The organism is Rufibacter roseus (genome assembly GCF_001647285.1).
GTDB classification, from domain to species: Bacteria; Bacteroidota; Bacteroidia; order Cytophagales; family Hymenobacteraceae; genus Nibribacter; species Nibribacter roseus.
Genome location: NZ_LRML01000004.1, coordinates 63,551 through 77,981, shown reverse-complemented (window position 1 = coordinate 77,981; position 14,431 = coordinate 63,551). Strand labels below are relative to the sequence as shown.

The following is a 14,431-nucleotide window of genomic DNA, read 5'->3' as shown; positions in this document are numbered from 1 at the left end:
GCGCAGTAAAGTGGTGACAGGGTCTAGGCTGTAGAGCAGAGGCTTGTTATGAAGTATTTAGGTTAGCCTTTTGAGAACATGAAGGCTAGGAGCATTAAGAGTTGATTTGTGTTTGAATCTGAAGTAACTATACGCGTGCGCTATGCCGAAACTGACCAGATGGGCTATGTTTATTACGGCAACTACGGCGCCTACTATGAAGTAGCCCGCACCGAGACCTTTCGTCAGTTGGGCATCAGTTATAGGGAGATGGAAAAAGCCGGTGTCATGATGCCGGTGCTGGAGATGCGCAGCAAGTACATCAGGCCAGCCCGCTATGACGATTTGCTTACGGTTAAGTTGTTTCTGAAGGAGAGACCAAAAGGAGCCCGTATATTATTTGAGTACGAAGTCTATAACGAGGCCAAAGAACTTTTAAATATTGGGGAGACCATGATGGTGTTCGTTGATATGAAAACCGGAAGGCCTACCCCCATACCGCAAGACATTCACCTGAAACTGGACCCACACTTTACCGGATGAGTTTAACTGAGCGCCTGTACCAACACCGACAATATCGCAAACTGATTGTGTTCTTAAAGCGCATGCGCTTTGTAGAAGGTCGGGTGTCTGTTTACCACGTGCTCTCCGTAATGCTGGAGGAATTGCAGCGTGACTCACTCACCAAAAGGTCGGCGTACATGGCGTTCAACTTTACGCTGGCCATTTTTCCCACCATCATCTTTTTGTTTACCCTCATACCCTATATACCGGTGGGGCACCTGGACCGCGATATTCTGACGCTGCTCTATGATATAATGCCTCCGGAAATGTACTACGCCGCCGCTGATACCATTGAAGACATTATCAGTAAACCCAGGGGCGGCCTCCTCTCGTTCGGTTTTTTGTTCGCGATGGTGTTGTCCACCAATGGCATTATGAGCTTGCTAGATGCCTTCGATAAAAAGTACGAGACTTTCCGTCGGCGCAGCTACCTGCGCAAACGGTTAATTGCCACTGCGCTTACGGTGGCTTTGGCCATTATTTTATTTCTGGCAATTGGTGCTATTTTCTTCGGTACCTACATATTAGATGCGCTGGTTTTTTATGAAGTAGTAACTGAGTCCTTTACCTACGGGCTTATTGTCTCGGTGAAGTATATAGCTGTAATGCTGCTGTTCTTTCTGGCTACTTCTCTGATTTACTATTATGTGCCGGCGGTGCATGATAAGTGGCCTTTTGTAAGTGCAGGTGCGGTGGTGGCCACAGTGTTGATCTTTCTGGTGTCTTGGCTGTTCTCCCTATACATTGGTAAGTTTGACTCTTACAACAAATTCTATGGTTCTATCGGGGCCTTGATTGGTTTAATGGTGTGGCTTGATTTTGTCTGTATGAGCCTCATTATTGGCTTTGAGGTGAACATCAGCATTGATTCACTCACAAAACGCCTGCAAAAAGAAAAATAGCCGCCTTGTATTTTTAGCATGTTTTCCTGAAATCAGGTCAAAAACAGACTTGATTTTGTTTTGAATACCGTTTAAAGAATTCTCCTTAGCGGCCCTGCCTACCTGCAGCGCCAAAATAAAGACGAGGTGCCAGTAAATATTTGTTCTTCCAGTGAACAGGCAGCATTATAAGGTGGCGTTAAAAATAGCTGTGCTAGGTGCTGATAAAGAGCAGAAATACAATAAGTTTGGTATGTGCCCACTTGCCGGTCAGTTGGTGGAGAAAGAAAAGGATTGAAAAAAATAGCTTAAAAACATAAAATTTGTGCGGTTACCTCTTGACAGGTTCAATTTCATAGCTTACTTTTGTGACACATTTAGAGAGATGGCAGAGTGGTCGATTGCGGCGGTCTTGAAAACCGTTGACCTTTGCGGGTCCGGGGGTTCGAATCCCTCTCTCTCTGCGAGTGAATAGAGAAAAGCCCTGTAAGTTTTTACTTACAGGGCTTTTTGTTTTAGTTCAAGTGCTAAGCCTTTGGGGAAAGGCTCCCAATCTAGCTCTTTCAATATAAGACTAGGTAGCGGTAACCCCGTGCGGTACTTTCAGCCTCCCCAAAGTCTACTACCCGTCCTGCAGAGGAGTTATGGTCGAAATACTCCAAGAAAGGTGGGCGGGAATTGTTTACTCTCTCGGTCTTTATTGATACCACGCAATTCTTGGACAGGAACCTAGGACCCAAGGCGGCAGCATAGCCCACGCCGGGAAGGGAAGACTGTACGCTGCTGACCACGTAGAAGCCTTTCAGCGGGTTGAGGTTCTCATCATATTCCAGCGTATACTTTTCAAAGTACTGTTCATCGGGGTACTCCTGCCTCCATACCTCTTTAATGTTGCCCCTGTCGTCGTAGACGAAGGATATCCTCTGGAACCCGTACTCCCAGGTGTGGAAGGCGGACCTGAAGTTCGAATAGATGTCCTTCACCTTTCCGTTGGGGTAGTAGGAAAAATAATTATCGACTACGTAATACGTTTCGTCTTTGGCAGTGGGGCTGTTGAGGTAAGATATTCCAGTTATGCCCACTAGCAGCCCTTCCTCGTAATTGTATTTGTATACCATTTAACGGTGGATCGAAGACATGTGTCTGCTCTTACGGAGACAATCTCATCTATAAGCCCTGAAGGGTGGTAGTTATAGGTGAATTTGGTTTCTTCGCAACGGTAGGTGGTATTAATGCGGGTCACCGATTTCATCCTGCCTTTATTGGCATCTGCCTCAAATATCCACTGCCTGGGTGGGCTGTTAGGGATGACTCCAACAACGGCGGAAATGGCTCCGTTGTGGAATTCGCCTTTTGCCAACTCATTTAAAATAATATCTGGTCTTTCAAGCTTGGGCAGCTGGGGCTGGAAGGGCTCCGTGGTTGGCGTAGGTTCTTCCTCCACCTTGTCGCCATAGCAACCAGTCATAAAAATTAGGAGAAGAAAAATGAGCAGCCTGATTCTCATATACACAAGATAGGAATTTCAGCACCTTTAGCAAAGTGAATTCAGAGGAAGTGCCTGTTTCTCAATGTATTTCGGCACTCCTTCTGGACAAAATTTTCTTGGCTTCCATAGATTGAGATAAGTCAACACAGATGCGGCAACAGAATTTAGCCCAGTTACAAAACTCCAGCCACCCTAAGAACATTTTCTTTCACACCCGATGTGTTATGAGGTCCTCTACTTTCAAGCCTTTCTATAGTTTTGGCCAGCCACTACCGCATTCAGAAGAGTCATGGAAAGAGGGCAGGCTTGTGGCATTTGAGCTGTAAAATACAGTGCGTGTGGTAATTGTAATCTTTGTTTAATATATCCCTCTACGCAACTTAATTGAAGGTTTATCTCGCAGGGGCAGTTGATTTTCTGTCTCTTGAGGTAAATTCCCTATTAGTGCAGAAAACAAAAAGCCTCACCAGAAACGGTGAGGCTTTTTGTTTTTACTTTCAACCCCAATGTTTGGGGGTCAAAATGTCTGGCCAGTATTATCATGAACCTTTCTTCTTTATTAGCTTCTGCCTTTCTCTATCTCATCCATCACTACTGAGGCAAGGTTCTCCAAGACTTTCTGCTCTGATGCGGAGAAGGTCCTAGGCTCTTTGTCAATGATGCAGAGAGCTCCTATATTTATTCCGTCTGATGTGGTAAGAGGGGCAGCGGCATAGAACCTAAGCCCAAAATCTCCGTGAACCATTGGGTTCGCTAACAGGCAAGGCTCGTTCATGGCATTTTCAAAAACAGTGGTATTTTCATTCAGTATGGCTAGCGAGCACAAGCTGGTTCCTCTTGGAACTGTTGGCGGATGATCCAAGCCTACGCTTGACTTTGTCCAAACGTATTCTTTTTCTACTAGGTTTACTAAAGCAATTGGCACATTAAACATGCGCGTCGCCATGGCGGCAATATGCTTAAATGGCCCGTCTTCCTGGTACTCTTCAGTTATGTTTAGGCTACGCAGTTTTGCCAGTCTCTGCTCTTCATTATCAGGAATTATCGGTAAGCCAAAGGTGTTATCCATTCTTCTTTATAGTCTCTTATTTTATGCAGTACGTGTTGCCTTAAAATATGTACCTGTAAAGGGAGTATATTTTATGTAACATTGTGTCTGTGCTGCAAAATAACTAATCCTGGGCTGATAAAGTTCTCTCAAGCACCATTGTGCCGAATAGGTAGGCGGCTTAAACTGTAGCAAGCCCATTGAAAAGCGGAGGAAAAGAATATAAAAGTCTTTAAATGAATACTCTGGAGCCAGAGTAGTTCTGCCGGAATTCTTTAGGCGTACAGCCGTTTTTTTAAAAGATCCTATTGAAAAAAGATAGGTTGTTGAAGCCGCACTTGTATGAGATTTATGAAATAGTTTCGGTGGTATCTATTTTAAGGCGAGAGGCATGGCCTAATTTTACCATCGTACAAGTCAGGGTGGAACTGCAGGTTTTAATAAAACTGAGTTGCTCTCGCACTGATAAGTGAACTAGCAAAAAGATAAGTTGTTGCCAACAAGCACCAAGTCAAGATTATCTAATATTTCGTTATTGTCTCCACAAAAACAAAGAAGCTGGCTCGGGTAATTTTGCTACAAAAAAAGTACTTCGGAAGCTTGAGGAGCTACCGGAGCATGCAAACCGTTGGGTTGAATTTTTCAAGGAGCAGAGGCGCATTAAGTAATATGAGGCTAAGCGTGATTGTAAGAAAGGAAAGTAGCTGTTATTTCGTACCTTAGTTGTGCGAAGTCTACTATAGTACCAATGCTTCTATTTACATTCTCCCTGCCCTCTAGTTTCATCCTTGGCCCACACTTTACCAAAAGAGTAGTAACCGCTTTGTTTTTACTAATGTTGAGCCAATTTACTGGCAAACCCTTGGTAGCACAAACTGTTTCTGCAGAAGTCTATTACAAGCAGGCAAGAGAATTGGCCTTTTCTAAAAAAGATTATTCGGGCGCAATAAAGTTAAGCAATACAGCACTAGAGCTAAGTCCGGACTATCATGAAATCAGGGTTTTCTTAGGGCGGCTATACTATTGGAATAACCAACCGGATTCTTCTTTACAAGTGTTGCAGCACGTTTTTTCGCTCAACCCAGAATACGAAGATGCCGCCCAGGCTCTGGCGGATGTATACATCTATGAGAAGAAGTATGCTCAGGCGCTTGCAGTAAGTTCACAGGGGCTAACATTCCACCCAAATTCACAGGGTCTTGCTGTACGCAAAGCAAAAAGTTTGGCGGTGTTGGCTAAAACAAAAGAGGCGTTTGCCTTTGCAGACAGTGTGCTGCAGGTGCATCCGGAGCAAAATGAGTTGCGGGCTTTGGCTAACTTATTGAGGGAGTTCAGTTTTGGCAACAGAATAGGAGTGACGTATGAGTATACGTACTTTGACCGGCAGTTCTCAAACCCATGGCACTTGGCAACGACAGAATACAGTAGGCAAGCCGCCGCAGGAACTTTTACTGGTAGGGTAAGCTATGGCAACCGGTATGGCAGGGGAGGTGTGCAGGTAGAGGGTGAGGCCTACCCTAGAATATCCAAAACTTTTTATGCATACACCAGCCTTGGCTATTCAGCAAATCTGCCTGTATTTCCTAAACTGCGCGCAGGCTTTTCCTTGTATGCTAATCTGCCAAAAGCCTGGGAGGCGGAGGGAGGCTTCCGTTATTTGAATTTTTATAGTAGTACTTGGGTCTATACCTTCTCGGCAGGGAAATACTACCGTAACTTCTGGTTTAATGGAAGAACCTTTTTGTCAACGGCCAATAATGGCATTGGCTTGTCTTATGCCCTTACTTCGAGGTATTATCTTAAAGGAGCCGATGATTATCTGACTTTCACGCTGGGCAAAGGGGTATCTCCTGATGACCGGATGCAGGTAAACCGGCTAAATAATGTATATCAATTAGAAACGTATAGGATAGGTGCTGGCTACAGATTCTCGGTGGCGCAAAGGCATCTTTTCTCTCTATCATTGGCATTTGAGAGAGGTGAATATCAGCCTGAAATGAAGGGCAACCAATATAATATCTCTACAGGTTATCAGCTCCGGTTCTAAATTAGCTTTGCCTGTTTTAGACCTGTTTTACTTAAAACAGGTCTAAACAAAGTAAAATCAAAACGAGTTTGTGTAGATAAGCTATAGTGGGAGTAGCAGCTTTGCTTATGCTTTTACTTGGGGCTTGGCTGCTGGGGCACCAAAGCCTTGCCGGGTCATTTCTCCCCAACTATTCCGCTTGCGCAGGAAATCCACTATTCCTCTTATTGAAGACCACACCACAAAGGGGTGAAACAGTATGGGTTCTAAGAGGGCTGTGACAATAAGACTACCAAGCTCCCCTTTCTTCTTGTATTGGTTAAAAGTAGCTACCTCCATAAGAATAGCAAATATGGAGAATAGCCAGCCAAAAAGAATAATAAAGCCAGTGAGGGCTAAAAAGAAAGGCCAGTTAATAAGCCCGGCTACCGCCAAAACAACAAAAATGACTAGGCCAGAGAATTCAATCACCGGAGCCAGAAATTCAAAAAAGAACCAGTAAGGGTAGCTTAGCATGCCCAGTATACCATACCGTGGGTTAAAGAAAAGAACTCGGTGCATTTTCAGGGTTTCTATAGTGCCACGCATCCAACGATTTCGTTGGCGTCCCAGTATTTTATAAGAAGCCGGAGCCTCGGTCCAGCAAAGCGGGTCAGGAATGAAGGTTACTCTGTATGGTACCTTGCGTTCAGCCATGTACCTGCGCATCCTTACTACCAGTTCCATGTCTTCTCCAACAGTACTGTGGTCATAGCCGCCGGCTTCAATGGCAATTTTACGGTCAAAGGCACCAAAGGCACCAGAGATAAGAAGCAATCCATTTAGGCGGCTCCAGGCCATTCTTCCTAAAAGAAAGGCTCTGATATACTCTAGGGCTTGTACCCGGGGCAGAAACTGTTTAGGTAAATTTACTTCTACCAGTTTACCGTTCTCAAACAAGCATGAATTGGCAATACGCACTACCCCGCCGGTAGCAATTACTTTCTTGTCAGAATCATCCATGAAAGGTTTCAGGAGCTTGAGTAACGCATCCTGTTCAAGAATGCAATCTACGTCAATACATACCAGGTACTGGTGGCTTGCCAGGTTGATACCAGTATTTAGGGCGTCAGCTTTTCCACCGTTTTCTTTGTCAATCACCACCAGCTTGTTATAAACTGGATTGGTGCTTTTGTATACTGCTTTTACTTTTTTAGTTTTTAGCCGTTGGTGGTAGTTGATCTGAACAGGCTTCAGTTGATAGGCCTCAATAAGTTTGGCCATAGAGTCATCTTTGCTACCGTCATTGATCACAATCAGCTCCAGGTGGTTGTAATAAATGCTCAGGAGCGACCGAACGTTTTCTATGATATTAGCACCTTCATTATAAGCGGGGGCCAGAATACTTACGGTAGGCGCATAAGGAGAAGAGGCCAAAAGGTTATAATCGGTGAGCTTGCTTTTGCGCAGGTAGGTAATGGCCTCAGCAATTGCCAATGTGCCTAAAAATAAATAGCAACTGAGCATCGTCACGGCATAGCCCAACAAGCCGTAATTAAAAACGTTGTACAAGTGCTCCATCTATCTGCCTCTGTCTTGTCTGATCTTCTAGCTCTTGGTTAAGCTACCATTTGGTTTTTTAAAAAATGGATAGCTCTATCGGCCGCCATTTTTATGTCAATATCCTCAGTCTGTTTTAATTCGTGCAAGAAAGGAATTTCATCGGCAGTACCCGTTTTTAACAATTCTGCCAGAATTGTCATCTGTAGGTCTTTGCTTGTTTCATGACTAAACAACTTTGTTAAAGCAGTAGCGGCAGGTGCCGAAGGGATTTCGCCTAAGCAGGCAATGGCCTGGCGTCTTACCACTTCATCTTTATGGCTCAGGCATGCAATCACTTCTTCTTGGAAGTAACTAGCGTGTTGTTCCCCAATTAACTTTAGAGCAAATTGAACTACACTGTTGTTAGAAGAATGCAACCATTTAACTATTGTTTCTTCTGAAGGTATTGGATAACTGGCTAACAACTGCAGCAATTTTACCTGATGCCACTCTGTAAGAGGGTAGAGCAAGTTCTCAAAGAACTGAAGACCTTCATATTGCTTTAGAAACACCATGGCAATCTGGGCTTCCATGCGCACGCCAGGGTGCTTGTGGTTAGTCAGGGGAATTATCTCATAGATAAGGTCAGTCTGGTGCATTACAGCAAGTTCCTGTATGCCTCTGGCTTTCAAATGCCAATGGCTGCTGTGCAGGTTGTTGTATGAGATAGTGCGAAAGCCCAATTGGCGGTACAGTTTTTCCAGATTTTCACCTGGTTGACCGCTCAGGCTTTGTTTTAAATTTTTCAACTCCTGTAACAACACCTGCCGGGCAAAGCTATTCTTCAAAAGATCCTTAATCTCTTGCGGGACCTCAAATTTGTGGTGGTGCTCTTCTGTTTCCTCTAGCACAATGCCAACTAACCAGTCTTTAAACTGTGCCTGTAATCTTTTTTGCCTTTTGGTACTTCCATTTTTTAGAAGCAAGAGCAACAACATTGCTACTACGAGCATGAATATCATGGCAGAGGTAACCGCAATAGCTATATAGAAGAAGCGCGGGCTCACTAATGTTTCTGTCTGTAGAAGAACCATAGCATTGGGTTTTAAAAGTGTACCTGATAGACGCTAAAGCTTAGTCATAATTTAGCTGAGAACACGTGCGCCGCTTTAAGAGGCTCTTAGAGTAAAACGTCTTACCCTTAGGGCTAATTCATTGGGGCTGAATGGTTTGGTAATATAATCATCTGCCCCCAGATTAAAAGCTTCAACCACCACATTTTCCTGACCCATGGCAGACAGCACAATTACGGGCACCGGAGTTGGTAACTTTTTAACATAAGTAAGTACCTCTAAACCAGAGGCGAAGGGCATCATAATATCTGTAATCACCAATTGGGGCGTATGTTCAGCCAATAGCGCCAAGGCTTCTTGCCCATTATTGGCCGTTAGTACTTCATGCCCATCTTTTTTAAGCCTGAACTGCATGGTAGCTAAGGTAATAGGCTCGTCTTCAGCAATTAAAATCTTCATCTTAATTTAAATTTTGGCTTCTAGGGCAATCAACTGCTTGTCAACTTCTAAAGTGATTTCAGGTATGAGGCTGTAATATAAAGAAAGACATTTGTTTAGCGAATCTTCCACAGATTTTAAGCTGTCTTCTTGCATTACCTTTTCCTCCATAGAGAGCAGTAACTGGAACATTCCGTCTATTCTTACTGATGACAGGCTGCCTTTAAGTTTATGGGCTTTTTCTAGAAAATCTTTGCAGTTGCCGGCACCAAAACTCTGCTTGAGTTCCTGTAGGTAAGGCGGTACCTTTTCAAGAAAGAGATTGAAAATTTGCCTGATAAAATCAGGGTCTTCCAGTTCCATCAATTGGCTTATATCAAACGGAGAATCTGAGGTACCTGTATAGCTAGTGACAAAAGACGGAGTCTTTGCTATGCTTTTAGATGTTTGCTCATCGAACGAAATGAATTTTTCTAAAGCGTGAGCCAGGTCTGACATGGCGAATGGCTTGGCCATATAGTCTGATGCACCAATCTCCAAGCAGCGTTCCCGCTCATTTCTTAAGACACTAGCAGTCAGTACCACAATAGGTGTAGACAGATAAAGCTTCTGCCGTATGTAAGCAGTAGCCTGAAAACCATCCATGATAGGCATGCGCAGGTCCATGAAGATGATGTCAAAACGTTCTCCAGTTTCCAAAATGTCAATGGCTTCCTGGCCGTTATTGGCAATGACAAAATCCATGTAGTGTTGCTTGAGACTTGATGCCAACACCACTTGGTTTATCTCATTGTCTTCCACAATCAAAGCGCTTTTGCCGTTGTAGAACTTTTTGACAGGAGTGTTTAAGCTTTTATGATAGGGAGTGACAACGGCATCAACATCAGTGTTAATCTTGTAAGGGATTTGGAAAGTGAAGGTAGTGCCTTGGCCTATGGTGCTTTCCACATGAATTTCACCGCCTTGCATCTCAATAAGCCTTTTGGTGATGGCCAACCCTAAACCAGTTCCACCATACTTACTGGATATATCAGATGTTGCTTGTGCAAAATTGTCAAAGATGAGGTGAAGTCTGTTGCTGTCAATACCAATACCAGAGTCACTGACAATAAATTCAACAATGGCCTGCCCCTCATGTTCCTCTACTAATGATGCCTCTAAGCGTATGGTGCCCTTGTCTGTAAACTTGATGGCATTGCTTAGAAGATTGTTCAATATCTGGTTCAGGCGGTGCGGGTCGCCAGACAGTACTCTCGGAATAAAAGGATCAGTAGAAACATTTAATCTGACTCCTTTTTCTCTGGCTCTCTCTTTGAACATTAAAGTAGTGCCGGTAATAGACTCATTGAAATCAAAATTCACCTTTTCAATGGTAAGCATGCCTGCTTTGATTTTAGAAAGATCCAAAATGTCATTAATGAGGCTTAACAAGGTGTCTGATGAGCGTCTGATCACCTGCAGACGCACTTTTTGGTCTGGCTGCAAAGAGGATGAGGTGAGTAACAAGTTCACCATGCCAATAATACCATTCATAGGGGTACGCAGTTCATGACTCATGTTAGCCAGGAACTGTTCCTGCAGACGCTCTGCATTTTCAGCATTTTCACGTGCCTCAATAAGTTGTTGCTGGTGCCTGATCTGCTCAGAAATGTCTTTGCAAATGGTGCCTATACCAAACAGCTGTTCCTGACGGTCATAAAGAGGGAACTTCATGATCTCCATGTCCAGCGTTTCCCCGTCAGGAAGCGTCACTTTTTGCGCCCACACTTTCGCTAACAGAGTATCAGATTTACCAGGCTTTTCTGCGGCAAGAAATTCAGCTTTTGCTATTTCATTTTCAAAAACCTTCTGCAGTTCTGAATGTATATCCTGATCTTGGTTCAGACCAAACATGGCTTTAAAGGCCTTGTTAGCAAATATTTGGTTTCCTTCCAGGTCTTTAATGAGAATGGCCTGCGGAGAGTAGTCTAAAACAGCTTTAAAGCGGTATTGGTATTCTTCTTTCTCGGCGTTAGCTAATAGAATGGCTTCCTCTGTTTTCTTTTTCTCTGTGACATCTTTTGAAGAGCAACAAATGCCAATAATATTGCCGTCATGATCTCTCACCGGAAAATATAGCGAATGATAGTGCGCTATTTCTCCATCTAGCGGAATAGGTCTGTCAGATTCCCAATTTTTGCCTGTGATAACTTTTTCAAAGATCTCTTTCAGTTTACCGTTAAGATCAGAGTCAAACAATGAAGGGAAATGGTCGCCAGATTTGCAGTCTACTCCATACCCCCGAAGAATAATTTCGTGCGCATGCTCATTAAGTAAAACTAACTTATAGTTTAAGTCAAGCAAGTAAATGCCCTCTTGGGAGCTGCTCAAAATTGCCTTCAGGTTTTTCTCTGATTCCTTCAGTTGTTCCTCCGCCAGCTTTCTGTGGGTGATATCCCTAACGCTGCTAATAACAATTTTACCCTTGTAAGAATGCAGGAAGTTAAGCCGCACATCTACCGGGAACTCACTTTTGTCTTTCCGGACGGCTATCATTTCACGGCTGCTTACGATTAGTTTTTGGGCCGAAGGGTTAGAGAAAAAGTCATCTCTTCGGTCATAGTGAGCGGCGTGTGTATTCTGAGGCAGCAGGGCCGTAAGAGGGGTTCCGGTGATCTCATCCTGAGAATAGCCAAAGAGGCTTTCCGCTTTTTTATTGAAAATAATGATCTCACCCTTCTCATTAAAGCCAACAATGCCATCAGGGGTAGCCTCTAGAAGCGCTTCTGAAAAGTTCTTTTCCATTAACAGGTTTTCCGCTGCTAACTTGCTTTCCGTCACATCGCGTAAAGCACCAATCATGCGCACGGGCTCCCCTTTTGCATCTCTAATCAAAATGCCCCTGTCATGGCAGTAGGCATAGGTGCCCTGTATGTTCAATTTGCGATATTCTTCTTGCCAGGTACTTTCACCACTTTGAACAAAGGTCTCTAAACTATTTTTAACCCTCTCTATGTCTTCTGGGTGCAGGTGATTCTGCCAGGTCTGAAAATTTTCTTTACTGTTTTCGGAGCAGTGGCCAAAGAGGAACTGGTAATTCTTTCCATATATCAGTTCATTAGTCTTCAGATCCCACTCCCAAATGGCGTCAAAAGTTACTTTAGAAACCGTTTCCCATCGTTCGTTGCTCTTTTTTAGTTCCTGTTCTGCCTTTACCTGCTGAGTTACGTCATTTACCTCCACCAAAAGACAGTTGCGCTGGTCATACATTAAACTGTGGGCGGAAACCTCCACAAATATGATAGTGCCATCTTTTTTAACATGCTTCCATAAACCAAGTCGGTAAGTCCCTCTTCCGGTGTCTTGACCTTGCGTGGTGCGTTGTACAGCTGGCGCGTCTTCAGCGGGGCGCAGATCTTTAGGAGTCATGCTCAGAAATTCTTCCCGACTATAGCCGTAATGCGCAACGGCACTATTGTTTACATCAATTATTTCTAACGTTTCTAGATCATAGATCCATTTAGGCAGAGGTGCTTGGTAAAATAAGAGCTTGTATTTCTCTTCTGAGGCCAGAATGGCATTTTTAGATTCTTTGATTTCAGTAATGTCCTGCGCTGTGCCGTACAACCTGAAGATCTGCCCCTCATCATTTCTCTGACAGCTTCCTTTTACTTGTATAGTGCGTCTTTCTCCTTTTCCGGTAGTAATGGGGTACTCTATATCAAAGGGTTCACCATCTGTAGCGGCTTTTGCGGTGGTTTCACGAGCGCGGGTATGTTCGCTTTCATCAACAAAGCTTAAGAAAGAATCAAAGGTGCCGGTGAAATGCTCTTTATCAGTGCCAAAGACATTGTACAATTCTTCTGAACAAAAAAGCTTTTGGGTCGCTAAGTCAAGGCTCCATGATCCGGTTTTTGCAATACGCTGTGCCTCCGCCAAAGCAGCTTCACTTTCCTTGACTAAATCTACTGCCTCCAGGTACGCTTTTTCCAGTTCCCTTTTTTCTCTGGCGTCCTTGGCGATGCAGTACATAACCTGGTCTTCTTCACTCCATCTAGCTGACCAAAGTACAGGAGCAAGACTACCGTCGGGGCGTACATAGTTATTTTCAAAGGTGGTAACGGGTGTGCCGGCCATAATAATGGCAGCCACTTGTGCCGTTAACTCTTTGTCTTGTTCCGCCACAAAATCCATGAAAAGCTGGCCAGCCATTTCCTCTGGCTTATAGCCCCAAACATTTATTGAAGCGTCGCTTACCTGCGCAAATCTGCCTTCGGCGTCAATCGTGCAAATGACATCCAGAGAAGATGCCATGATTCTGCTTAAGTTGTTGGCGGTTTTTTCCTGTAGAGCATTTGCTTCTTGTGCTGCAAGCTCTGTTAACACACGATCTGTTACGTCTGTGAAATTTGATACAATAGCTTGAACACTCTCTTGGTGTAGCAAATTTTTCGTTTCTCCCTCCAGCCAGATGTAATGTCCTGCCTCGTGTTTTACTCTTATTTTTCCTTTGATGGAGTGGCTGGGGGTGTGCAGTATTTCGTTTTTCAGCTGAAGAATCTGTTCCTCATCGCCGGGGTGTAGAGAGAGTTTAAAGCCTGGTGTTGTTATTTCCTCTCTGGAAAAACCTAAAATTCTTTCAGCTGCCGGACTGCAATATGTAAAGTTGAAATTCTTGTCGCGTAAAAATATAGCCTCACTGTTATTCTCAATCAAGGCTCTGAAATGCTCTTCTTGTTGCTTTATTTTTTCTACAGCAACTCTTCTTGCTTTTTCTTGTTGCCAGCTTTTCCAGAGCACATAGAGTAGCAACAAAACAAAAAAGGCGGTGAAAAAAGACAGAATCTTGTTTGTTCGCTGGCTAATTTTTTCACTTTCACTTTTTCTGTGCTCCAGTACCTGTGCCTCACGGGTGTGCATTGCATCAGCAATCGTGCGCACTTTATTCATGTACACGAGGCCAAGGTTCTTGTTCTGATTATAAATCAGATCCATGGCTGCTTCAGAGCCCTGTTCCCTGCGAACTTGAATGGCCAGGTTAGAGAAACTAACTTTTTTTCTAAGATAATAGGAAAGAGAGTCAAGGTTTTGCTTTTGTTGGACATCGTCTGCCATGAGACCCTCCAATTGCAGCAATACACTTTCTAGTTGTTTAGAAGCCTCAGTGAGGGGTTGCTTGTATTTGTCTTGGTTAGTAATGATAAAACCACGTGCGCTAGTTTCATAGTCTTTAGCTAATGAAATGGTTTTCTCAATCAAATAAATCTCTTCCTGTGAGTGTAGGGTCCACTGCGACAATTCATTTTCTTTCTTTAGATGATAAGAAATACCAAATAGTAAGATAGCTAGCAGAATCACTCCTGAGAGCATTCCAATTAGCAGTCGCTTGAATTCAATGGCTCTAGCAAGAGCTGTGTAAAGGTTTATCATGCA

General features: G+C 43.7%; 10 protein-coding genes and 1 tRNA gene. 4 read left to right on the top strand and 7 right to left on the bottom strand.

Annotated elements, in window-relative coordinates; genetic code table 11:
- Positions 1-108: 108 nt before the first annotated feature.
- From A8O23_RS06640 to A8O23_RS06630, 3 genes are all read left to right on the top strand, one after another.
- Positions 109-522 (top strand): acyl-CoA thioesterase, encoded by a 414-nt coding sequence (locus tag A8O23_RS06640; protein ID WP_066618526.1) that lies wholly within the window; start codon positions 109-111, stop codon positions 520-522.
- Positions 519-1,445, top strand: coding sequence for a YihY/virulence factor BrkB family protein (locus A8O23_RS06635; protein WP_066618523.1), 927 nt, complete (start codon positions 519-521; stop codon positions 1,443-1,445). The genes A8O23_RS06640 and A8O23_RS06635 overlap by 4 nt, the downstream gene beginning before the upstream one ends.
- A gap of 358 nt (positions 1,446-1,803) precedes the next feature.
- A tRNA-Ser gene (locus A8O23_RS06630) sits at positions 1,804-1,888 on the top strand.
- 99 nt (positions 1,889-1,987) lie between these two features.
- Here A8O23_RS06630 and A8O23_RS06625 read toward each other — a convergent pair.
- From A8O23_RS06625 to A8O23_RS06615, 3 genes are all read right to left on the bottom strand, one after another.
- A complete protein-coding gene (locus A8O23_RS06625) occupies positions 1,988-2,542 on the bottom strand; it encodes a hypothetical protein (RefSeq protein WP_066618520.1) in 555 nt (184 codons plus the stop codon).
- The gene (locus A8O23_RS06620; RefSeq protein ID WP_153042101.1) at positions 2,506-2,892 is read right to left on the bottom strand and encodes a hypothetical protein; all 387 of its coding nucleotides are present in this window, start codon (positions 2,890-2,892) and stop codon (positions 2,506-2,508) included. The genes A8O23_RS06625 and A8O23_RS06620 overlap by 37 nt, the downstream gene beginning before the upstream one ends.
- Before the next feature lie 580 nt (positions 2,893-3,472).
- The gene (locus A8O23_RS06615) at positions 3,473-3,982 is read right to left on the bottom strand and encodes a GAF domain-containing protein (RefSeq protein WP_066618514.1); all 510 of its coding nucleotides are present in this window, start codon (positions 3,980-3,982) and stop codon (positions 3,473-3,475) included.
- An 841-nt stretch (positions 3,983-4,823) separates the two neighbouring features.
- Here A8O23_RS06615 and A8O23_RS06610 point away from each other — a divergent pair.
- Complete coding sequence (locus A8O23_RS06610; protein WP_161486702.1) at positions 4,824-6,008, top strand: YaiO family outer membrane beta-barrel protein; 1,185 nt, start codon at positions 4,824-4,826, stop codon at positions 6,006-6,008.
- Positions 6,009-6,113: 105 nt separating this feature from the next.
- Here A8O23_RS06610 and A8O23_RS06605 read toward each other — a convergent pair whose 3' ends face one another.
- The 4 genes from A8O23_RS06605 to A8O23_RS06590 all read right to left on the bottom strand — a co-directional run bounded on the left by A8O23_RS06605 (position 6,114) and on the right by A8O23_RS06590 (position 14,428).
- Complete coding sequence (locus A8O23_RS06605) at positions 6,114-7,547, bottom strand: glycosyltransferase family 2 protein (RefSeq protein ID WP_066618505.1); 1,434 nt, start codon at positions 7,545-7,547, stop codon at positions 6,114-6,116.
- Between the two features lie 38 nt (positions 7,548-7,585).
- Positions 7,586-8,602: a HEAT repeat domain-containing protein gene (locus tag A8O23_RS06600; RefSeq protein ID WP_066618503.1), complete on the bottom strand. Its 1,017-nt coding sequence runs from the start codon at positions 8,600-8,602 to the stop codon at positions 7,586-7,588.
- Positions 8,603-8,677: 75 nt separating this feature from the next.
- Positions 8,678-9,040: a response regulator transcription factor gene (locus tag A8O23_RS06595; RefSeq protein ID WP_066618500.1), complete on the bottom strand. Its 363-nt coding sequence runs from the start codon at positions 9,038-9,040 to the stop codon at positions 8,678-8,680.
- A 6-nt stretch (positions 9,041-9,046) separates the two neighbouring features.
- Positions 9,047-14,428 (bottom strand): PAS domain S-box protein, encoded by a 5,382-nt coding sequence (locus A8O23_RS06590; RefSeq protein ID WP_066618498.1) that lies wholly within the window; start codon positions 14,426-14,428, stop codon positions 9,047-9,049.
- Positions 14,429-14,431 lie beyond the last annotated feature (3 nt).